This is a genomic window from Anaerotignum sp. (genome assembly GCF_040307045.1).
Taxonomy (GTDB): Bacteria; Bacillota; Clostridia; order Lachnospirales; family Anaerotignaceae; genus Chakrabartyella.
The window spans coordinates 190,020-211,728 of sequence record NZ_JAWRKF010000017.1 but is presented as its reverse complement, the minus strand read 5'-3'; the positions used below and the strand labels follow the sequence as shown (position 1 = coordinate 211,728).

The window sequence follows — 21,709 nt, the reverse complement described above, 5'->3', positions numbered from 1 at the left end:
GTTAATGATTTCTTTAGTTCTTAGATTGGTTTACAAATGAAGATACGAAGGTTTATCGTGCCTAAAGACGTTATGATAGTCTAATCACAAAAACTGCAAGAGCCTGCTCTGAGAATAGGAGTAGGCTCTTGCTACATTTTACAAATATTTGTGGTTTAAAACAGAATTCCCCTTTGTAAGATGACAAAAAACTCGATGTAAGGATTTGATAAATTAACAACTATGCGGTGGCCTGAAATACAAACCAGCCATCTTTCAGTGTAAACTGAAACACGCCACCATGTTTTTCCACGATATGAGCCATGCTTTTTGTGCCAAAACCATGCCCCTGTTTTTTTGATATAGGAAGTCCTTGGTGAAATATGGGTTCTGTCTGGTATCGGTTACGAATGTCAATGCACAGCTTGTGATTCTTGGAATACATTCGTAGTAAAATATTGCGTTTATTTTCATCATTTATATTTTTTGTAGCTTGTATGGCATTTTCCAAAGCATTTGACAAGAGGGAGCAAAGTTCGGTATCGCTAAAGGGAAGGGAATCTGGCAGTTTCGCATCTATCGTCAGCATAATTTCCCATTGCTTGGCTTTTGTAGCAAAAGCAGACAAAATTAGATTGACGGTTTCGTTTTCACAAAAGCGTATGGGTGTGATGGCATCCATGTCGGCCTGGGCAGTTCGTAGGTATTCTTTGATCCCCTCCATGTGTTCCTTGGAGGCCAGTCCTTGTAAAAGGGCAAAATGGTGGCGCATATCATGGCGATAGGACGCGGCATTGTGCTGTAACTGCCGCAGAGAAGCAAACTCTGTTTGTGCCATTCTAAATTGTGCGTCCAACATATCCTTTTCTCTTTGCAGGACATTTTGTTTCTGCGTCTCGGCATAGTAGAAGATCACAAACACAAAATAGAAAATTGAGACTGTTGAGGGCATGAAATGCACAGCCCATTTCGTGCCACGGTAAAGCACATCTGTGTAGATGATGGTGGCATAGTCGAACATATAGTAAAAAAGGGGCACTCCGCCCAAAAACAAGCAAGATTTCGTTGACTTTTCCATCAACTGTCGGATAGATCCGGCCACATATCTTTTCAAGAAATAATAAGCCAAAGATACAGACGCTATATAAAAAATATGCTCTGCAAGTCTACTGCTCAAGGTAGATCCAGCAAGGGAACCGAACCAATGGGGTGCTTGACAGCAAAGATACCCGGAAAGCACACTGACGGCGGATATGGCCCAAGGCCGTTTAAAGTACAGCGAGAATATCACGATCAGCGGCAGGTGGATAATCAGCGGATACAGCTTTGATGTCAATTCCAAGCCCAAAAGCCACCAACTGGCAGTTTGAACGATAAGGAAAATGACCCATAGCACGCTGGTGACGAGCCTATTTTTCTTTGTGAGTTCTATTCCCGCAAAGAGAACGGACACCGTGATGCCAAAGACCAGAGAAAGTCCAAATCGTATAAGTCCTATGACTGTTACTGCCATTTTAAAACTCCCTCCATTCGTTTATTCTTCTTCCATTTGGTAATTCAGATATTGCTCCTTAATCTCCCGCGCCTTGCCCTGTGCAATAGGAACAGAGGAAAGTGTCTGCAGGGTTATTTGATGTTTTTCAATGGTATCCACATACTGCATATTTACAAGATAGGAGCGGTGGGGCTTCGTAAAACACCCGTATCTCATCAAGTTATTGCAGACAGAGGAAAAGGCTTCCGTACACTCGATGACTTTCCCGGAACGTAGATGATAGAGTACGTTTCTGCCGATGACTTCAACAAAAATCAAATTGGAAATTAATATCTTTTGAATACCCTCATTGCTCTTTATGATAACTGCATCCTCATCCTTTCCCAATTTAATCTGCTCCAGCAGTTCATCAAAGGTGAAAAATAGTTTTTCCTTTGAGATTGGTTTGAGTACATAGTTGATAGCCTTCACTGAATAGCTTTCCAAAGCAAACTCAGGCGATGAGGTAAAGAATAAAATCGGTGCGGTTTTGTCAAAGATACGAATTTCCTTTGCCGCCTCAATACCGCTAAAGCCCGGCATCATAATATCCATACAATATATATCAAACTGCTTTCCTTTTTCCAAGGCCGAGACCAATTCAAACCCGTTTGAAAATTCGGCGTGTTGGCAGTTTAGATGTCTTGATGTTCGGTACAGGTCGATGAGCTGTACCATATTGGCTAGCTCATCAATATTATCGTCGCAGACAGCAATATGTAGCATAAGCACTCCTCCATGTTCTAATAGACCTCTTAAAAAACTCTGGGAGGATATTCCTCCTACAAGCCGAGTAGACACCGATTTCCGGGTTCGGATTTTAATAACGGTATTTTATATAAAAAGATATTCTGTGATGTCGTCGAAGGCAGAAACCAAGGCACCGCAAATCCGAACCCAAATATGGACATATATGTTTCTACTTTTGATATTTTGGGCAGGGCGCCGCTGCTTATGCTCGCCGTCCTGCACGGCTGGCCATTTCTTATTCTTCTGTTGGTCTTCAGTTGAATTATTTGTTATCGTTGAGTCCCATTTCACGTCTTTTTTCTGAAAATTCAAAATTATTCATTCTAATAGGACACAGTATATCATCAAATTATGACAAATACAAAATAAATTCATGCAAATTCGTCGATTTTCTGTGTTATTGAGTTTCTGTACTTCTAAAACATAAAAGGCACTTGGGTGCCTTTATTCACAATCATATTTCATGTCGAAAAAATCATGTTTCATGCAGCAAACGGTTTTGTAAAGAGATTTTTGATAAATTGAACGTGGAGAAATAGTTGTTATTTCGTTCAATTTAAAAGGAGGAAAAATTATGAAGAGACCATTTATGAGAATGTTGCTCACCCTATCTATGGCAGTAGCCATGCTGAACATGTTTCTCATGACGGCTTTCGCCAGATGTCCCATGGATGTGCTAATTGGGACGAATGAGCCGTGGGGGATGACGAGAACCTTTGTCGTAGGCGATGCCTTTGACGGAATAGGGGAAATTTATGAACATAAAAAAGGCGGAATCATCTCTCATTCCAAAAACAGGGAATGGTGGGCCAATGGCGTTCAAATTAAGCAGGGCGATGTCTTCAAGCACGTAGGGATGTATGAAATGATCATGCGGTCGGGCGATATAGTAGCAACGCCATATAAGTTTGACGTTATCCCTCGCTTAGACCATGGCTGGCAAAACGTGAGTGAGATTTCCCTTATTACGCCGCCGAAAACCACCTATCGCCAAGGGGCAGATTCATTTGATCCAAGGGATATGGTCGTACGGGTTACTTTTCGGAACGGAAAGACACAGGATTTGGGTCACGAGGATTTAATGATTTTTGCTGGCTCGCGGGGTATGCGCAGTTACGAGGACGGCGTACGGGTTCAACAGGGCTTCCGTTTTTTTGAGACAGGCGAAAAAGATTTTATTGTAAGGGTGATAGGAAAGGAATTAACCATTCCCTTTACCGTTACCCCTTTTGTATCCGCTGTGGAATTGACAAAGGAACCTCTAAAAGGTGGCAACCGAACTGATACAACGGTGCGTACCACTGACTTTGAAGTCCGCGCTACCTTTACAGATGGCAGTTCACAGCTTATTAACGGTGACAGTCTGCGTATATTAGGAAATGGTAGTCGGCTTTTTGCTGGGGGAGAGTATGACTTCGGCACAAGCTCGGTAACGGTAAACATCACCATGGGGGATTTCTCCATCCGACGCATTCTGCACACCGTGGCGGGGCTTAATATACTGTCATTCCCCAAAAAAACTGCCTACAGCGTAGGCGATGGCTTTGATAGCGCAGGAATTCATGCAGTGATAAATAACGGAGGCAAAGACATAAATGTAAATGATAGAATCAGCTTCTATATGGATAACGTACAACTAGCCGAAGGTCGTGGATTCACAACTGCCAGAAAAAACAGAGTGGTGGAAGTACGCTACGCGGGCAGAAAGGTGGCGGAATATACCATCCATGTGTATGAAGGGGCTGTTCCGGTGCAGGCCACTCCTGTCCCAGCACCGGTAAAATCACCCGCCGCCACTGTAACGGTGCCGGAAGTAAAAGTTCTAAACAACAAGGAGCATGGCGGCGCACCTTACCGTGACAAACCAGGGGGTAATATTTTAGGTACGATCCCCCAAGGCACAAAGGTTTTATTATTGGAAAAAAGGAAAGACGGATACGCGTGGGTTCGCTGGAACGGCATGGAGTATTATGTTTGGGCTGACAGACTTGAAAATTCAGCTCCCGTGTCAACCGCCCCAACGTCAACATCGCCAAACACTAACGCTACTATCTTAGAATCCGGTGATTACTATATGAAGATCGGAGATAGATATATTTACCCTGGGGGAGGGTATCATTACTGGCTTGAACTTTCATCCGAAAAGCCCGATCAGCCATTTAGCGTTAAACTTGTAAACAACAGTGCTGAACGGGGACCAGAATACACAATTATGTATGACGGTCGTTATGTATATATGGATACAAGTTGTCCCACATCCATGCAATTGCACTCCAATAATGTAGCCCATACTTGGAGAATTAATACGTATTCTAAATTCAGCACTATAAGGGATTATAAAAATCAAGCGTTGCTTGTAAACACTTTCGGGAGTGGGGTGTTTGTTTCTTCCATTACTGGTTCCGCTCCTGAACTAGGCAAAATTGTTTTCACCAAAGCCTAATTCACCCACCCCTACGACGACACCTATGCTTTCAGCTACATAAGGGGCGATGAGGGGACTGACAACGTACATTTTGGAGCAAAACCATTTCAAGGTTTACAACACTCAGAAGTTGCTGGACTTGGACGTGAACGGACGAGATCCAAAGAATGGGTTGAGCCTAAAGAGTCCCCAACACCGAGGAATAGGGACAACGCCCCCCACTGTACAAACTAAAACCAAATTATGTTTCATGTTCAAAAATAATGGTTCATGTAACGGAGGGTTTTATGCATCAGAGTTTGGATAGAGAAAATGCATGAAACTTGCCCTAATCAACCCAATAGAAAACGGAGGATATAGAAATGAAGAAATTCCTGATATTTATAATGGCGCTTATAATGACGCTGAGTTTTGCGGCCTGTGGAGGTAGGGATTCTGCTCCCTCAGCAACTCCTTCCACTCCTTCCTCACCAGAACATGTTGAGGAAACGGAATTTACAGCAGAGCAGCAAGCTCTTGCAAAGGATTTTTTAAGTATGGCAGAAGAATTTGATGTAGTTGCTGATAAGGTAAATGCAAGCCCTGAGCTTATACAAAATGAAGAGCTTGTTGCAGCTCTGAATGAGCTTTCCGATGAAATTATTAAGGCGGACGAATACTTTGCCAGTCCTGACGGGCTCACCCCTGAGATTATGGGTGCCCTGACAGTAGCCATTGAGGTAGGTCGTACTTTCATTGCTGAAGCCAGTGCTGCTTTAGAAGAAATCGGCCATTGACCTTTCCTATATACCACAAAACTACTAAAAGAATATGGAGGAATTTAAAATGAAAAAATTAATGGTACTTATGATAACCCTTGTTATGACCCTGTCCCTGGCAGCCTGTGGAGGAGGCAATGCCGAAACCCCTGAATCTACCCCAGAATCCACCCCCGCCGCAACACAACGCAAGGACAACGTTACCCCAGAGCAGGCAACGGCAATTGTAGATATCATGGCAAAGATGGCCCCCCTGTACAACGAAGCGGCTGAGGCTGCCTCAAAAAACGGCTGGGAACAGGATGAAACGGCAGTGCAAGAGCTGAATACGATATATGCCATTATGGACTCTGCGAGAGTTGGACTTGAAGAACTTGATGGATTCGGAGATACCAGCACGGAGGAAATTGACACTATTGTGGAACAGTATCAAATAATGCTGGACGAAATGCCCAACTTAGTTGCTAAATTCAGCGAGCCCTATATCAACTAACATTTACTTCTTTTTTAAAATAGATAAACTGTAAAAAAGTAATCTTATGGCAAAGGCGGATGTGGATTACACGCATCCGCCTTAACAAAAAGGAGGAAATGAATATGCTGCCAACTTTCATCACAATCGCTGTAATTGCGGCGGTGCTTGTTCTATGGGTCATCTCCACCCAGCGCAGACTGGTGGTGCTGGATGAGAATATCAGCAATGCCATGAGCCAGATCGGGGTGCAGCTTTCCAGTCGCTTTGATGCGCTGACGGCTCTTTTGGATCTGACAAAGGGCTATGCTAAGCACGAAAGTGAAACGCTGATTGAGACAATCAAATCAAGAAGAAGCGTCATCACGGCAAGATCCACGCCCGATGATGTGATGCGTCAGGAAGGGGTTATTTCCGAAGCACTTGGCAGGATTGCCATGGTAACGGAACAGTACCCTGACCTGAAAGCCAACCAAAATTACATCAAAACAATGGACGCGGTGCAGACCTTTGAAAATATGGTACGCACTAGCCGTCTAATCTATAATGACAGTGTAACAAAGCTAAACCGCGAAATCCGAATGTTCCCGGTATCCATGGTTGCCGGAATATTGGGCTTTGGACAAAGAGAGTATCTTGTGGAGCAGGCGGATAAGGCGAATATGCCCAGCATGAAATGAGGTGCAATATGTGCAAAAAAGTAAGTGGCCTGATTTTATGCTTAGCCTTATTGTTTGCCCTTTCTTTAACGGTTAATGGGGCAAATCAAGTAAATACCATAGATATTCAGGCTGTCATTTACGAGGATGGTTCCATGTATGTGACACAGGTTTGGGAGGGGGATTTTAACGAGGGAACCGAAAGCTACATTCCCATGAACACAGCCGAAACACTGACCATTGGTAATCTTATGGTCTCTGACCAAGACGGGAGCTATGAGACCGTTCCAGATTGGAATACTGATTGGAGCTTTGAGGAAAAAACGAGAAAATGCGGCATCCATCCTACGGACAGTGGCTATGAAATTTGCTTCGGCATCAGCAGATATGGTTATAATCGCTATGCCATTGAATATAAGTTGGACAATGCAGTGGGCGGTTATAATGACAGGGATGGCATGAATTTTCGATTTGTAAACGATGGGATGAACACCACCCCAACCGATGTGAAGGTGGAAATCCGGTTGGCAGACGGAACGCCCATCACAGAGAAAAATGCTGCGGTATGGGGGTTTGGCTATGACGGCCAGGTGGGTTTTTCAGATGGTGCCATTCTTGCCTATACGGAAAGTGCCATCAATTTTTCAAACCATGTGACAGTGATGTTTTCAATGGATAAGGGAATCATTGCCCCAGCACGACAAGAACTGGGCAGCTTTGAGGAAGTAAAGGAAACTGCCATGATTGGCAGCGATTACGATAATACCGGTGAAGAAATTTCCACATTTGAAGCCATTGTTACCATGCTTTTGTCCATCGGGCTGCCCATCGGGCTGATGATTTGGTTTTTTAGGATAAAAAAGAAACGCAGGGAGAAAAAAAGGCAAAAATTTTTAGAGCGGTTCGGGTATTTCAGAGACATTCCCAATGACGGCAATCTGAGCGCCACCTATGCGCTGGGGTGTCTGTTTGATGTGTGTGAGGATAGCTCCATTCTTGCTACAGGAATGCTACGGCTGATTCAACTTGGCTGCCTGTGCCCTGAGGAAACACAGCAAGTCAGCTTGATTGGCAAAACCAAAGAAATGGTCAATCTGCGGTTGATGGGCGGGCAGCATGATAAAATGAACGAGTACGACGAGTACCTTTATACGGTGCTCGAAGGTGCAGCTGGTTCGGATTCCACCCTGCAAGCAAAGGAGTTGACACGTTTTGCAACTCAAAATGACAAGCTTCTGCGTGCTTACATAGAGAAGCATCACAGTGCAGGCAAAGCACATTTGAATCAAAAGCACTGCCTAAAACGGTGGAATAGGCCAGCCAAGCTTACCGACCTAACGCCTGGCGGAGAACAGGAGCTGGGCGAGCTGATGGGGCTTAAGCAGTATCTGATGGATTTTTCACTGGTTGCCGAGCGCAGCATCAAGGAAATCCCCATTTGGAGGGAACTGCTAACCTATGCCATGTTGTTTGGCATCGCCGATCAAGTGGCGGAGCAAATGAAAGAGCTGTACCCCCAAATTTCTGCCGAGGTGACCGATTACAGCGGGAGCATAGCGACCGCCTATTCCTACCACTATTTACTGTATAGAAATATGAAGCAAGCTGAAGATCGGCGTGATCAGGAAAAACGCAGTAGCGGAGGCGGCGGATTTGCATCCCTTGGCGGGGGTGGTGGTTCCATCGGTGGCGGCAGCGGCGGTGGGACAAGATAATGAGAACAAAGAGAGGAACTAATGATGGGACTATTTTCTAAAAAACCCCCTTGCCCCATATGCGGCGGCAAGATTCCACTGATTCTGCCATCAAAAATTGAGGGCGAATATATTTGCAACAACTGTTTTGGCAAGATTGATATGGGTGCCGATCAGGAAAGTTCTCTGACGATGCAGGGCTTTCGGGACTATTTGGCATTCTACGAGCAAAACCAAATACTGAAAGGTCAGTTCGTAATTTCGGAGCAGATTGACTTCGGTCTTTGGGATACCAAAATCACTTTTGATTACCAGAATAAGCTGTTTTGTATGAGCAAAAATTTGGATAAAACCGTTTTTGAAGGGAAGGCACTGAAAGCTTTTGTTATTAAAGAGGACAGTACCCCTTTATTTGAGGGTTCGGCGGCAGGCATACGTCGCTATGTCAGCACTGTGCCAGAGCGTGCCATAGCCATGGCACCGCAGATTGCACAGTTTGCCATGAGCCGACAGATGGCTCGAACCCTAGACAGGCTGGATGACGGCAAGGTGAACCACTCCACACCGATACAATATTTTCATATTCCTGAGCCGTTTCAGGCATTTAATGTGGAGCTGCATGTGGACCATCCCTACTGGTCAGTGATCAAATGCGATATGGACGGCCCACGGTTTGATCATACACACCCGGATGTGAACAACTACCTCCGTGATTATCAACATAATATAGAAGAAATTGAAAAGCTGGTGGCGGCAATCAAAACCATGGCATTGCCCGAAACATCGGTGCAATCTATTGGTCTTGGCACGTCGGAGGCACAGAGAGAACACATTTCCTCAGCACCTACCGTAGACGTAATCGAAGAAATTAAAAAATACAAGGCTCTCATGGAGGACGGTGCACTTTCTCAGCAGGAGTTTGATGCAAAGAAAAAACAGCTCCTTGGGATTTGAAGATAGCCGCCGTGTCTATGGGCAAAAGAGGGACGACATGACTTACGCCTAGGAGGACTGCGGCTTTTTTCTGCCGGGTCGGAGCAATAAAGGGATACCCTTCCTGGGAGAAACCCAACATTCGCTCCGCCACCCAGGAAGAAGTCAGTATTAATGTAACCTATTATGCCCATTGGACTTATATCGGCGGTGGTGGCTCTGGAGGCAGTGGGGGAGGTTCCTCAAACGCCAAAAGCAGCCCTGTCATCGTCACCCCACCCCCACAGGATCAATCAAACTCACCCCCACAGGGAGAAATTAAGGTTCCCAGTACTGTGATCAACAAGGGTAATGTTACAGTGAGCATTACTGACAAAACTGTGACTGACGCCTTTGACAAGACATTGGCTGAGGCTAAGAAAAACGGTTGGGAGTAAAACAGTATCACAGTTGTACTTCGTGTGAACACAGGCAACAAAAATGGCTCTAATGTTGCGATCAATCTGCCAAAGACCGTGCAGGATACCATCATTACCAAGAAAATCGTGAACATCCTTGTGGTGGTGAACAATACTCACATCACAGTGGGCATGGATTTGGCAACGGTGGAGGAAATCAACAAGGAGGCAAAAGGTTGATGCAAGTGAAGATAGGAAAGTGTCAAGCCCGTCCCTTGGAAGAAGAACATAGGTGGTATGAATCCTCGAACCCCTTGTAAAAACACCTATGGATAACTGCCCAATTCTTCTGGTTAAGAGGACAGATTTAGCATTAGGTAGGATGAGGAGATAAAATTTTTTATGGGTAGATAGGTTTACAATGATGTGTCAAATAGCCTAATTATCAAAGCCAAAAGTAGGCTGAATGATAATTAGGCTATTTGACTTTCATGCATAGTGACCCTTTAATGTCATATGCAATGCTTGCTTTTGATGTCATAGTAGATATGCGCATTCAATTATTTCCTATCGTGTTGTTTGCAGTAATAACTTTGAACCTTTTTTTTGATTCTAATGGTGTCACCGATGAATTCTTGGTACGAGTTTCCCTCTTTTCACTTGGAGTTCCCATTGAAATTTCAATAAAATTTCATAGGAAACAGCTGTCGAGAGATTTTAAGCACTAGGTATTTCATTACATAAAAATAACTAGCCATTAGCTGGCTAGGCAACGCTAAGTTTCTTTTTTTAATACTTACTTATCATATCTTTTCACGATTTCTTTATAAACTTTTTGTTTGACTGATAAAAGAAAATACCTGATGAGGCTATTTAATATAAAATTTATTAGTTTTCTTTCAATCGATCGTTTCTTATTTTTTCAGAGTAAATTAAATTGGTTCCATAGTCTGGATTGATAACCTTCATTCTGGCAAAAAGATGATGATACATAATTTCTTTTGCTAGTAGTGGGTCTCTTTTTTGTATGGCGCCGAAAACAGCCATATGATCATTAAAACTATCAATTTTCACAGAGTTGTCTACAAACTTATTAAAGTTACCATATGCATCGGCAGAAAGCTGCTCCAAAATCGTTGTTAAAAGATTCTCTAAAATATCATTTCTTGCATATTTGGCCACATGCAAATGAAAATGAAAATCATCGGTATGAAAAAAATTAGTAATCAGATGTTTTTTAGTGTCCTCTTCCAGTACAATTTTTAGTGTTTCAATTTCTTCATCTGTTGCCCGAAGTGTAGCATAATATGCCAATTCTGGTTCGATAATCAATCGTGTTTCCAATAGCTTTTCTATAGAAGTGTTGTTTTTAAGACTTTCAAAAAAACGCATATTACAAATATTACTTATGGCATTATCTGAGATATAAGTACCAATTCCTGTTTTAGAGTCAAGAATACCAAAGTTTTCTAGGATTTTCATTGATTCACGCATGATGTTTCTGCTAACACTAAAGGAATTGGCAAGTTCAATTTCATTTGGTAATTTTTCCCCAGCTTTCCAGGTGCCATTTTCAATTAAAGAAATCATTGTATCCATTAGTTGTGTTCCAAGGTTGATTTTTTTTATTTTTGGAATCATAAAGTCCTCCTAAGTGCCTAATTCACAATACTAATTTTCAGCAGCCAAATATTTATCTTTTGTTTCAAGATAAAGACAAATTAAAATGTGAACAATTTATTCAAATGTTTATTTCAATGGGCAATCATAACACTCGTTCATATTAAGAAAGTATTTGTTAATCTCAAGGGCATTAATGAGATTAAATAAAAACAAGCAATTATTTACATAAAGCAGTTTATAGATTATGAAGTTACATAGAAATGTTCCTATAAGTAAAGAATTAGCTACAATTAATTATATTTTAGCTTGTTTGATTTGAAAAATCAAGGTGGAAACTAATGTAGGCAGAAGAACCAGTCATGGTTTATGTAAAGGTTTATAAAGTTGAAAAGGTGTGCATTGTTTAAAATGAACAAAAGTTTTTTTATTTGATGGCGTAAAAGAAACATTTTTTAACAGTATTTGATAAAAAACAAAACTGTACATAAATAGCATTGTAATACATTTTTAGTTGTAGTACAATCGAACACATATACAAGTAGAACAGGCGCTGCGTTTTACAGTAATCGTTGAAGGGGGGGAAGGTTTAAATGGCAATACCTTTGCTTACAGATTATAATTGAACAAGTTCAATAACGAAACAGAATGAAAGCAAAGAGACACCAAATTCAATACTTGTCATGTAAGAGTAAAAATTTTTATGGAGGTATCAGCTATGACATCAACAATGGCAATCATTCTAGCAACGATTTTAGTTATTTCAGCCACATTGATTCCTACGTACCTGATTAGTAAGAAGCAGGGTACTTCGGAGGAGGACTGGGCAGTTGCCAGCAGAAGTTTACCAATTTATGTTGTTATCGGAACGCAGTTTGCCAGTGCAATGGGCGGTGGCATTTTAGTAGGTCATGTTGGAAACTCGTTTACCCATGGTATTTCAACATTGATTTACGGATTTTTATCCTGTATCGTTTTTTTCTTTATCATGATTCCAGCGAAATGGTTAAGAAGAAATAATTTTACTACGGTGCCAGAAATTTTACGCAGTTTTTCCAATCAAAGCAAATTTGTAACAATTGTGGCGGCTGTCATGACTATTGTAGTTCCTTTTGGTTGGGTAACATCACAAATTACTGCTTTTGGTAATATTTATACTTCACTAACTGGTTTTGATTATAAATTACTGTGTCTGATTTTCTGTGTAGTGAGTTTATTATTTGTAATGCCTTCTGGATTAAAAACGGTGGCATGGACTGACTTTATATTTGCTTGTTTTATGATTTTCATGTGCATTATTTCGGTTTTTTATGTAACAAATTTAAGTGGGGGACTAGATGTGGTTGCCCAGACCGTAGATCCTGCTATGCTTACTTTCAAAGGTTCCATTGAAAGTGTGGGTAAGGTGACGGTGTTCCTTTGGATTTTTTCTATTCTACCAGGGGGATTGACAAATCAGTTATATTTTCAAAGAGTATGTGCAGCTGATGATGAAAAAAGTGTAAATAAAAGTTTAGCAATTTCTGCTGTGCTTTTGATGTTGGCTTTTGCATGGTCAGTATATATGGGAATCAACATTAAGGCTGTTAACCCTGGTATCGAAGGTAGTGCAGCAACAGGATGGTTTATGGCTCAATTGCCCCTTCCTTTATTGGCTGGTTTTGCAGCTTTGATTTTTGCTACGTTAATGTCTACAGTAAGCAGTGGTGTTCAGTCTGTTGTTGTAAATATCACCAGGGATATCGTTCCCTTTATAAAGCCTGGAATGACTGAAGAGAAAACATTAAGGTTATCAAGAATTTTATCTTTGGTGACAATTATGGTGGCATTGATTTTGTGCTTGTATTTTAGCGATACTTTAGGTTGGTTAGTCACAACATATGCATTCTCAGCAGCCACATTGCTCTGTCCTATCTATGTTGGATATTTGGCAAGAAATAAGAATTTCTTAACGAAAGAAGGGATTGTGGCAAGCATGATTGCTGGTGCCGTTGGTTGTGTTGTGGGTATGGTATTAAAAACCCAAATTAACTATGCAGCAATTGGTATTGCTTTATCCTTTATCCCTTTATTAGTGGTTAGTGCCACGACAAGAAAAAAAGAAAGCAAAGAAAAAAATCTTTCAGCGTAAACGTAATCAAATTTATAAATTAAGGGTGATAAAATGAAAGAACCTATTGCAATTATTGGAGCAGGAAATGGGGGCCAGGCATTTGCTGGATACCTCTCTTTACACGGTCATGAAGTTAAAATTTTTGATGTTGTTCAAAAAACGGTGGATACACTCAATGAGAAAGGTGGTGTTCTCATTGAAGGCAACTGTGATGTTACAGGTTTTGGGAAGATTGCTTTGGCTAGTACAGATATTAGCCAGGTAATGGAGGGTGCAAAAATTATTTTAGTCGTACTACCCTCTCTGTATCATAAGGAGATTGCTAAAAAAATGACGCCATATTTAAAAGACGGTCAGTGCGTCGTATTAAACCCAAATGCATCTTTAGGGACTGTTGAATTTAAAAAACAATTAGATGACTTGGGGTGTACTGCAAATATTATGTTAGCATGTACGGCTACATTATTATTTGCCTGTCGTGCAGTAGAAGTCGGCCATGTTGTAATTGCGGGTCAAAAAACAAGTTTTACTGCATCTACATATCCTTCGATTAGAAACAATGAAGCAAAAGAATTATTTGCGAAAGTATTACCTCAATTTGAGTTTTGTGAGGATATTATCCGAGTTAGCTTAGACAATTTAAATGCATTTATGCATCCTGGTCCAACTATTTTAAATACAGGGCGGATTGAATCGCACACACCATTTGAATACTATTTGGATATGACTCCAAGTCAAGCAAAGTTTGTTGAGGCATTGGATGAGGAAAGAATGTCTATAGCAAAAGCCTTCAATGTGAGCTGTAGAACTCTTAAGGATGAATATCTGGATATTTATGAAACACATGGTGAGACTTTCCACGAAGTTATTACAAACTGTGAAGGTTATCATGGAATTAAAGGTCAAACATCGTTAAGAACTAGATATGTAATGGAAGACATTCCCTGTTCTTTGGTAGCAATTCAGACAATGGGGAAAATTGCAGGAGTACCTACTCCCTGTACAGACGCAATGATTGTTATTGCAAGGGCTATGGTTAATGACATTGAAGAAGGCAGAACATTAAGAAATTTAGGCCTTGAAAATGTAACAAAAGAGGAATTCATTTCAATGTGCAGAGGCTAATGAATAAATTTCAACAAACTCCTATTTTAATAATAAAAATGTTTAGATTTCTCCCTCAAGAAAGACAAACAAAGATTATAGGTTACCTTCGTTGGGGGGTAACCTTTTTCTGTCAGAAAGTTTTGTGAAAGTTGTGAAAGGATGGATAACATGAAAAAGAATATAGCAATCATCGGAGCAGGTAATGGTGGCCAGGCATTTGCAGGATATTTTGCATTACAGGGACATGATGTACGAATTTTTGATGTTGCAGAAGAAACAATCGAGAGGCTCAATGAATTAGGAGGTATCCAAATTGCTGGAAATGCTAGTGTGACAGGATTTGGTAAAATTATGTTAGCTAGCACAAAAATGAAGGAAGTCATTGAAGGAGCAGAGCTAATTTTCATAGTTTTACCCTCCATCTATCATAGCAAAATGGCCGAGCAAATGGCTCCTTATTTAGAGGATGGACAATACGTTGTATTAAATCCTATGGCGCCTTTAGGTGCAATCGAGTTTAGGAACACGTTAGATCTGTTTGAGTGTAAAGCGGACATTAGAATTGTTTGCACTGCAACGCTTTTGTTCGCTTGTAGGGCAGATAGAGTGGGGTATGTTAATATTGGAGGGCAAAAAGTTAGCTATACGGCTTGTACATATCCATCAAAATTTAATCAAGAAGCGGAAGAACTTTTCTGTGACGTATTACCAGAGCTTGTTTTTTGTGATGACATTATTCGAATTAGCTTGGATAATTTAAATGCTATCGTTCATCCAGGGCCAACCATACTAAATACAGGCAGGATTGAGAGCAATATTCCCTATCAATATTATTTAGATTTTACTCATGGCCAAGGGAAAATTGCAGAAGCTGTTGATAAAGAACGTATGAAAATAGGCCAGGCCTACGGGCTTAACATTCGAACTTTTGTGGATGAATTTAAAACCATGTATCAGGTTGAAGGAGATACAATTTACGATGTTTTGCGTAACAATAAAGGATATAAAGGTTTAATGGGTCAAAATACTTTAGATAGTAGGTATTTAAGGGAAGATGTACCATATTCTTTGGTTGCTTTTCAAACCTTAGCAAAAATTGCTGGCGTAGATACGCCCACCATAGATGCCATCGTTACCATAGCTAAAGATTTACTTATTGACTTGGATGAGGGAAGAACTCAAGGAACGTTGGGATTGAAGGGAATGAATAAACAAGAATTTATTCAAATATGCCAAGGAGACTTCTAAATAAAGTATATCGATAATAGCCAAGCTCCTATCAAAAAGGATGCATACTAAGATTTTGTCACCAGAGTTTTCTGACAAAAGTTTGGATGAAGATGGTGGGTAAAATTGTCATTGTAATCTTCTCCGTGGTTGCACCATGGCCATTTTGTTGATGTTCATGGAAATTATCTACTAGAGTTAAGTGGGGCAGTACACGTGCAGCAATGCCAAATAGTACCCGGAGGAATAAAGAGCAATGTACTTGTCACTCTGGGTTAAGGGCCATGATTTAGTAAGATGTAACTGCCATCTGTTAGAATTTTTTAAAAGTGTATGGAGCAAGATTTTTAAAACTCTTGCTCCATACTATTGTTATAACATACTTACTTTTAAATTAACCCCATAATTCTAGGCAGGAAAAGAGAAACTTCTGGCACATAGGTAGTGATTATAAGTGTAGGAATCCAAGCAAACAAGATAAACCATAAAGTGGGTTTTAACATCTCGTTGATTGGTGCACCACCAACTCTTGAACCAAGGTACAAGAAAGGTGCACATGGGGGAGTAACACAGCCTAAACCTAGGTTTACGCCCATAATGGCTGCGTACTGTACTGGATCAATACCGAGGGAAATAACTACGGGTAAAATAATAGGCGTAGTTAAAAGAATTGCACTGGTATCATCCATTATCATACCAATAATAATAAGGAAGAGATTTACCATCAAAATTAAAATTTTAGTATCTTCCGTAACAGCAGTCATAGCGTTCAAAATCATCATAGGTACATTTTCCATTACATATAGTCTGGACAAAATCATAACAGAAAATAACATAATCATGATAACTCCAGCTGTAGTACCTGCTGAGAGTAGGCTTTCTTTGATAGAGTCTTTGTTGAGACCTTTGTAAATGAACCAACCAACAGGAACTGAGTAGAAAACTGCAATAGCTGCTGCTTCCGTAGGTGTCATTTTACCACCGTATATTCCGCCTAAAATGATGATAGGTGCCACCAATGCTGGGATAGCGCTCTTTGTTCTTTTGCCCAAAGTTTTAACCCATTCACTTGGCGGCATATGATCTGTCAAAATGATGTTGTTATTTTTTCTTAATAAGAAAATGTTTACCAAACTCAAAAGACAAATCAGAATAATACCTGGTACTACCGTAGCCATAAAGCTTGCAAGAACGGACTGTCCGCCTATCCAGGCAAAGAGAATCATATTCAAGCTTGGCGGAATGAGTAAGCCAAGTAATGAGGCTGAGGAAATTAAGGCAGCACAATGACCTCTTGGATACCCTGCTGCATACATTCTAGGAAGCATGATAGAACCAATACATGATAATGTTGCCATACCACTACCAGAAATAGCACCAAATAACGCACAGGAAATAACCATAACGGCACCAAGGCCGCCTTTAATTCTGCCTACAAATATTTCAACTAGGTTAACAAGTCGTTCACCAATGCCGCCCTTTTCCATAAGGCTGCCAGCAAGTATGAACAGAGGGATGGCGGTAAGAATAATAGAACTTGCCTTGTTATATCCATAAGGAAGTAAAAAGGAATAATCATATCCACCAAAGTAAACGATAGACAAAGTTGAAGCGAAGAAGGCAAGGGGAATAGGCACACCTATAATAAGTACAATAAGCAAAACTGCTACCGCAATAAAAACAGCATTCATTTTTCACTCCCCCCTTCTTTGTCAACAAGAGCAGGGGATCCTTTTTTTCCTTCCCTCATTTCCCTGCAAAATAATTTAATTTCGTCAATGAAATATACAAGATTGTAGAACGAGCTAATTAGCAACCCTATAAAAATAGAAATCTGTCCAGTTGCAACAGGTATTCTAAATACTGGTGTACGTGTATCCATTTGGATTGTCCACATGGCAAGCATGAATCCCCAATAAGTAAAAACAATACACAGTAGAAACGTTAGAGCGTATCTAGCTAACTTTGTGATTTTTTTAAATAATGTTTCTGGTAACATTACTTCAAGAATGTCTGCCGTAATTTGACTTTTTTCAAAGGTACCATAGGAACACCCTGTCATATAAAGCCAAAAAACGACTATTATCAATATTTCTTCAAATCCGATAAAGTTAATGCCAAACGCCCTTAGTATACACGCACCACCAACAATGGCAGTTACACCCACTGCAGTGACTAATATAATTGCTCTTTGGGCGGCAAGTAGAGCTTTCCATAAAATATTATCCTCTCTATTTTTCATAGCCGTCTCCCTCTGCTAGTACTTTAGCCAAAATAATTTCAAGATTATAATTTTTCCACTTCAGATCTAAAACCTTCAATCAATTCGGGAGTTAAAACTTCTTCTAATCTAGTCCAGGTTACCTCACGTACGAATTCGGCATTCTTTGACAGTTCTTCCTCAGTAAGTTCAACTACCTCAACACCATAATCATCCCGTAATTTACCTTTATAAACATCTTCATTTGCTTTTGCATCTTTAAAGCTTTGTACACTGTGTTCTTCAAAAACCTCTATTAAAATTGCCTGATCTTCTTCGCTGAGTTTTGCAAGGCTCTTTTCACTCATAACGTAACAAGTAGCCTCAGCATGAAGATAATTTACGTACATTTTTTTGATAATTTCGCCAACCCATGCATAATTCATATTTGGTGTACCACCGATCCAACCATCAACAACTTTTGTTTGGATTGCAGTAGGAACCTCGGCATATGTAATTGTGATAGGGTTATAGCCAAGGTCTTCCTGAACATATCTAAATGTTGCAAGCCCAGGGCTTCTCAGTTTAATTCCTTTATTTGTTCCTGGTTCCATCACATCTGTTGGATCTTTTACAACACCCATTCCAATAAAGCCTTCAAGTACCCATCCTAAAAAACGTACATTGTTGGCTGCGGTTAGGTCTTTAAAAACTTGACTCATATAGGAGTCAGGGGCATAAAGGATCTCTGCTTCCTCAAAGCTTGTTGCATAATATGGAAGATATGCTGCACCCAAACGAGGGTCCAAAGCGTCGGGAACGGTTATCTGGGCAATATCAATACTGCCTCTCACGATTTCTTCATATACTGTTTCGTAACTGCCAAGTTGGCTTGCAGGGAAATATTGAATTTCCACTCTTCCGTTCGTTCTTTCCTTGACTTTTTCAGCTGCCCCATTATTTAGTCCGGTAGCGATATGCTCCAGGGGAGCGTCGGATGCCAATCTTAGCACAATTGGCTTTTGAACGTCCTCGGTCCCTTTACTGCTGTTGCTACCCCCACCGCAACCTGTTAGTACTAATGCCGTACACAAAACGATTGATAAAGCAGATGCAAATAAATTCCTCATAGTAATCTCCTCCTTAGATGATTGTATGGTTACTTTATAGTTTATTATCAATAAATAACTTAAATGGCAAACGTGCATAAAAATAAAATAAAAAAATAAGACAAATATAATTTTTTTACGCTAAATTAACACAAATTATTGTCCCCCAAAAAAAAATTGTGGTTTAAATATTTCAAAGGAATCTTCATCTTTTAATTGCAAAAGATTTTATCAAGTATAAAGTAGGTGCCGATTATTGCTTATTTTTTCTGGCTTTGGCAATTGAGGTTAATAGGAGTGAAGGGCCTAGTTAAAATAGATTGCTAAGTATTAAAGTCTAAGTTCATAGTTGCGTTTCTAGCTGTTTTACCATGTTTCTATGATAGGCTCTTTGACAAGTGATAATAGGGAATAGGCAAGTAAAGTTTAGAAAGAATTTCGCAATGATAAAAGCTATTTTTACTTTAGTTTTTTTGTTTTCATAGGAGGGAAAGGTGTTTTTTGCATAAAAGTCTACTTTAACATCATAAAAATACCTTTTAGTGCTTCAAGAGAATAGGCCTTTTTCCTTGTAGAATAAAGAATTCCTTTTTAGCCGCCAAGAGGTTTAGGAGTTAAAATTTCTGAACACATTACTGCTCAATTACAAGAAGATCTCTATTTTACAATTTCATAGCGGAATTCACCAAAAAAAGGGGATTCTGGTATGTTTATTATGCATTTACATGACATGCTTGTCCTTGACTATATAATTCAAACATAACCCGTATTGATACTACCGGATGATTTTTCGTTCTGTTTAGAATCAACAGGATAGTCAAAACTTGTAACCTTCGTGGCCAATATAAAAACAAACACTTTTTTATGTAACCCTTGCTCCAGGGAAAAGGGTTACTTTTATAAAGAAAAATAGCCTAATTTTCACTGCCCAAATAGGCTAAATGACAACTAGGCTTTGAAGTTTTAATGAGAGTTTACCAATCGGACTTTATATCTATAAAGGCTATTGGTTTTAATCTATCTAAAATCACGGATTTCTATCACAAAGACAGTCTTTGAATTTCGCCAGTTTCAGCTGCAAAACAACTTCCAGTGTAGAAACAGCATCAATCATTTCATTGACAGATTTTTCAATAAGAATTACCGAAGTGCCACAATTACCAATGCAAAGATAATTGCTCTGAGCTGACATATAGTTTGTTTGAAAAAATAGACCAGTAAGATCTTGACTATTAATATATGTGTATGCATCCATGGGTAGGTACTGTGTACCAACAACACCCAAGGTAAAGTTTGCATTAGAAGGTAAATTGGTGACCGTAACCGTGGTTATCCCATTAATGGTGCTTTCTTGGATGACAGCGCCATAAATTGCAACAATATCTTTATCGAAGGAGTAGGTTAATGGAATGGTAGTTCCGTCGTAGTTTGTACCTGTGGTGGAAAAGGTAAAAAGTGCACCACAGCCCGTCTCTGCAAATAAGGATTGTCCTGTCAATACAATGCTAGAGGGGTCAATTTGAATGGCTAGGGGTGGTAGTTCTAAATACCATGTTAAGAGAGCCATAACGTTTGCATTGCTGTGGATTAGTACAAAATTATCTTTTAATCGCCAAATGGCAAGTTGTGTTGCGGTGATACATTCGGCTTGCGTGAGCGTTCCAATTCCGGATGCTGCCCGGACTGCCGCAACAGAAATATAAGGGAAGGAGTGGAAAAGGATATTTCGAATACGGTTTGCATCTGTTTCAGAAATTCCATTGTTTCCTTGCAATAAAAATTGATCATAATGGTTTCCCGGTTGAATAAAATTATTTACTTCATAGCAGTACACAAGTGTAGTTGCACCGGAAATGGAGTCCACTAACTCAAAGACTGCAAAAGCATAGCCCTGTTCGCTGATTCCTCGGTAAACAACATTACCCTCATAAACAAAATCGTATTCCCGCAGATGATTTTCTATTGTGATATCAAAAGTTGCGCAATTTCCCAAGGTTTTTTGTAATTTTTCACCTTCGGCGTTTAAAATATGAGCGAGTGCTGCTTGCTCCAATGAGACAGATTCAACCAAGTCCGTGATAGATTGAACCCTTGAAATACCACTATTTTCGATTATAGGCATCCCCATAGGTATACATCCTCTCTTCTAATTGAAGTGGACGAAGACTTGTCCACTTTATTGTGACGGTGACATCAAAAGCTATTAAATAGCAGCAGCTATTTTTGGATGAAATTAGTTTTGATTATTGAAAAACCAAGATTATTGTGAATTATAGTTCTACATCGCATAAGCAATTCTCGAACAATTCCAGCTTTGTTTGTAGCAATACTTCTAGTCGTGTAATGGAATTGACCATATGCTTTACTGATTTATTTGTGGCTAACATAATTTCTATGTCATCAGGAATAGCGGAAAGGCCAACAATCTTTTGTATTTTTTCGCCTTCAGCATTTAAAATGTGTGAAAGTGCTGCTTGTTCCAATGCGATAGACTCAATGATATCTGTTATCGCTTGACGCCTTGTGATTCCGCTATCTCTAAATTCAGGCATACCCATACAAAATTTCCCCTTTCATAATAATAGTCTTATATATGTCTTCATAAAAAGCATTGCAATTCGTCTTTGTGAAATTATATTTTAAAAAGCTTTTTATGTTAGTATATAATTTGGTGGCTGTCCCTTTTATGTGAATTGGTGAAGTTTTATTTTGTTCTAAACTTAGTTACTTT

General features: G+C 40.0%; 18 protein-coding genes. 10 read left to right on the top strand and 8 right to left on the bottom strand.

The window, feature by feature from the left end; genetic code table 11:
- Positions 1-220: 220 nt before the first annotated feature.
- Together ABVZ64_RS09750 and ABVZ64_RS09745 are read right to left on the bottom strand one after the other, a co-directional pair.
- Entirely contained in the window at positions 221-1,492 is a 1,272-nt protein-coding gene (locus ABVZ64_RS09750) for a sensor histidine kinase (protein WP_352400827.1), read from the bottom strand.
- A gap of 21 nt (positions 1,493-1,513) precedes the next feature.
- Positions 1,514-2,239 (bottom strand): LytR/AlgR family response regulator transcription factor, encoded by a 726-nt coding sequence (locus tag ABVZ64_RS09745; protein WP_352400826.1) that lies wholly within the window; start codon positions 2,237-2,239, stop codon positions 1,514-1,516.
- Between the two features lie 598 nt (positions 2,240-2,837).
- Here ABVZ64_RS09745 and ABVZ64_RS09740 point away from each other — a divergent pair.
- The 7 genes from ABVZ64_RS09740 (at position 2,838) to ABVZ64_RS09710 (ending at position 9,842) form a co-directional block, all read left to right on the top strand.
- Positions 2,838-4,706 (top strand): SH3 domain-containing protein, encoded by a 1,869-nt coding sequence (locus ABVZ64_RS09740; RefSeq protein WP_352400825.1) that lies wholly within the window; start codon positions 2,838-2,840, stop codon positions 4,704-4,706.
- 344 nt (positions 4,707-5,050) lie between these two features.
- Positions 5,051-5,464, top strand: coding sequence for a hypothetical protein (locus ABVZ64_RS09735; RefSeq protein ID WP_352400824.1), 414 nt, complete (start codon positions 5,051-5,053; stop codon positions 5,462-5,464).
- A gap of 49 nt (positions 5,465-5,513) precedes the next feature.
- Entirely contained in the window at positions 5,514-5,939 is a 426-nt protein-coding gene (locus tag ABVZ64_RS09730) for an LptM family lipoprotein (protein WP_352400823.1), read from the top strand.
- A gap of 98 nt (positions 5,940-6,037) precedes the next feature.
- The gene (locus ABVZ64_RS09725; RefSeq protein WP_352400822.1) at positions 6,038-6,598 is read left to right on the top strand and encodes a LemA family protein; all 561 of its coding nucleotides are present in this window, start codon (positions 6,038-6,040) and stop codon (positions 6,596-6,598) included.
- 8 nt (positions 6,599-6,606) lie between these two features.
- Positions 6,607-8,292, top strand: a complete 1,686-nt coding sequence (locus ABVZ64_RS09720; protein WP_352400821.1) for a DUF2207 family protein — start codon at positions 6,607-6,609, stop codon at positions 8,290-8,292.
- Between the two features lie 21 nt (positions 8,293-8,313).
- Positions 8,314-9,225 carry a DUF4428 domain-containing protein gene (locus ABVZ64_RS09715; protein ID WP_352400820.1) on the top strand — a complete coding sequence of 304 codons (912 nt, stop codon included), beginning with the start codon at positions 8,314-8,316 and terminating at the stop codon, positions 9,223-9,225.
- A gap of 440 nt (positions 9,226-9,665) precedes the next feature.
- A complete protein-coding gene (locus tag ABVZ64_RS09710; RefSeq protein ID WP_352400819.1) occupies positions 9,666-9,842 on the top strand; it encodes a hypothetical protein in 177 nt (58 codons plus the stop codon).
- Between the two features lie 648 nt (positions 9,843-10,490).
- On the opposite strand, the gene ABVZ64_RS09705 is transcribed toward ABVZ64_RS09710, so the two are convergent.
- Positions 10,491-11,243 carry a FadR/GntR family transcriptional regulator gene (locus ABVZ64_RS09705; RefSeq protein WP_352400818.1) on the bottom strand — a complete coding sequence of 251 codons (753 nt, stop codon included), beginning with the start codon at positions 11,241-11,243 and terminating at the stop codon, positions 10,491-10,493.
- Positions 11,244-11,940: 697 nt separating this feature from the next.
- Here ABVZ64_RS09705 and ABVZ64_RS09700 point away from each other — a divergent pair.
- The 3 genes from ABVZ64_RS09700 to ABVZ64_RS09690 all read left to right on the top strand — a co-directional run bounded on the left by ABVZ64_RS09700 (position 11,941) and on the right by ABVZ64_RS09690 (position 15,690).
- Positions 11,941-13,353, top strand: coding sequence for a sodium:solute symporter family protein (locus tag ABVZ64_RS09700; protein WP_352400817.1), 1,413 nt, complete (start codon positions 11,941-11,943; stop codon positions 13,351-13,353).
- 33 nt (positions 13,354-13,386) lie between these two features.
- A complete protein-coding gene (locus ABVZ64_RS09695; protein WP_352400816.1) occupies positions 13,387-14,460 on the top strand; it encodes an NAD/NADP octopine/nopaline dehydrogenase family protein in 1,074 nt (357 codons plus the stop codon).
- A gap of 150 nt (positions 14,461-14,610) precedes the next feature.
- A complete protein-coding gene (locus tag ABVZ64_RS09690; RefSeq protein WP_352400815.1) occupies positions 14,611-15,690 on the top strand; it encodes an NAD/NADP-dependent octopine/nopaline dehydrogenase family protein in 1,080 nt (359 codons plus the stop codon).
- A 368-nt stretch (positions 15,691-16,058) separates the two neighbouring features.
- Here the strand turns inward: ABVZ64_RS09690 and ABVZ64_RS09685 are convergent, their stop codons facing one another.
- The 5 genes from ABVZ64_RS09685 to ABVZ64_RS09665 all read right to left on the bottom strand — a co-directional run bounded on the left by ABVZ64_RS09685 (position 16,059) and on the right by ABVZ64_RS09665 (position 21,536).
- Positions 16,059-17,360: a TRAP transporter large permease gene (locus tag ABVZ64_RS09685; protein WP_352400814.1), complete on the bottom strand. Its 1,302-nt coding sequence runs from the start codon at positions 17,358-17,360 to the stop codon at positions 16,059-16,061.
- Entirely contained in the window at positions 17,357-17,911 is a 555-nt protein-coding gene (locus ABVZ64_RS09680; protein ID WP_352400813.1) for a TRAP transporter small permease, read from the bottom strand. Before ABVZ64_RS09680 ends, ABVZ64_RS09685 begins: the two co-directional genes overlap by 4 nt.
- 44 nt (positions 17,912-17,955) lie before the next feature.
- Positions 17,956-18,999, bottom strand: coding sequence for a TRAP transporter substrate-binding protein DctP (gene dctP / locus ABVZ64_RS09675; protein ID WP_352400812.1), 1,044 nt, complete (start codon positions 18,997-18,999; stop codon positions 17,956-17,958).
- Between the two features lie 1,006 nt (positions 19,000-20,005).
- Positions 20,006-21,106 (bottom strand): thioester domain-containing protein, encoded by a 1,101-nt coding sequence (locus ABVZ64_RS09670; RefSeq protein WP_352400811.1) that lies wholly within the window; start codon positions 21,104-21,106, stop codon positions 20,006-20,008.
- A 142-nt stretch (positions 21,107-21,248) separates the two neighbouring features.
- Positions 21,249-21,536: an alpha-helical endospore appendage domain-containing protein gene (locus ABVZ64_RS09665; RefSeq protein ID WP_352400810.1), complete on the bottom strand. Its 288-nt coding sequence runs from the start codon at positions 21,534-21,536 to the stop codon at positions 21,249-21,251.
- Positions 21,537-21,709 lie beyond the last annotated feature (173 nt).

Coding starts and splice junctions, on each gene's coding strand:
- ABVZ64_RS09750 (WP_352400827.1), bottom strand. CDS start 1,492: ATGGCAGTAACAGTCATAGGACTTATACGATTTGGACTTTCTCTGGTC.
- ABVZ64_RS09745 (WP_352400826.1), bottom strand. CDS start 2,239: ATGCTACATATTGCTGTCTGCGACGATAATATTGATGAGCTAGCCAAT.
- ABVZ64_RS09740 (WP_352400825.1), top strand. CDS start 2,838: ATGAAGAGACCATTTATGAGAATGTTGCTCACCCTATCTATGGCAGTA.
- ABVZ64_RS09735 (WP_352400824.1), top strand. CDS start 5,051: ATGAAGAAATTCCTGATATTTATAATGGCGCTTATAATGACGCTGAGT.
- ABVZ64_RS09730 (WP_352400823.1), top strand. CDS start 5,514: ATGAAAAAATTAATGGTACTTATGATAACCCTTGTTATGACCCTGTCC.
- ABVZ64_RS09725 (WP_352400822.1), top strand. CDS start 6,038: ATGAATATGCTGCCAACTTTCATCACAATCGCTGTAATTGCGGCGGTG.
- ABVZ64_RS09720 (WP_352400821.1), top strand. CDS start 6,607: ATGTGCAAAAAAGTAAGTGGCCTGATTTTATGCTTAGCCTTATTGTTT.
- ABVZ64_RS09715 (WP_352400820.1), top strand. CDS start 8,314: ATGATGGGACTATTTTCTAAAAAACCCCCTTGCCCCATATGCGGCGGC.
- ABVZ64_RS09705 (WP_352400818.1), bottom strand. CDS start 11,243: ATGATTCCAAAAATAAAAAAAATCAACCTTGGAACACAACTAATGGAT.
- ABVZ64_RS09700 (WP_352400817.1), top strand. CDS start 11,941: ATGACATCAACAATGGCAATCATTCTAGCAACGATTTTAGTTATTTCA.
- ABVZ64_RS09695 (WP_352400816.1), top strand. CDS start 13,387: ATGAAAGAACCTATTGCAATTATTGGAGCAGGAAATGGGGGCCAGGCA.
- ABVZ64_RS09690 (WP_352400815.1), top strand. CDS start 14,611: ATGAAAAAGAATATAGCAATCATCGGAGCAGGTAATGGTGGCCAGGCA.
- ABVZ64_RS09685 (WP_352400814.1), bottom strand. CDS start 17,360: ATGAATGCTGTTTTTATTGCGGTAGCAGTTTTGCTTATTGTACTTATT.
- ABVZ64_RS09680 (WP_352400813.1), bottom strand. CDS start 17,911: ATGAAAAATAGAGAGGATAATATTTTATGGAAAGCTCTACTTGCCGCC.
- dctP (WP_352400812.1), bottom strand. CDS start 18,999: ATGAGGAATTTATTTGCATCTGCTTTATCAATCGTTTTGTGTACGGCA.
- ABVZ64_RS09670 (WP_352400811.1), bottom strand. CDS start 21,106: ATGGGGATGCCTATAATCGAAAATAGTGGTATTTCAAGGGTTCAATCT.
- ABVZ64_RS09665 (WP_352400810.1), bottom strand. CDS start 21,536: ATGGGTATGCCTGAATTTAGAGATAGCGGAATCACAAGGCGTCAAGCG.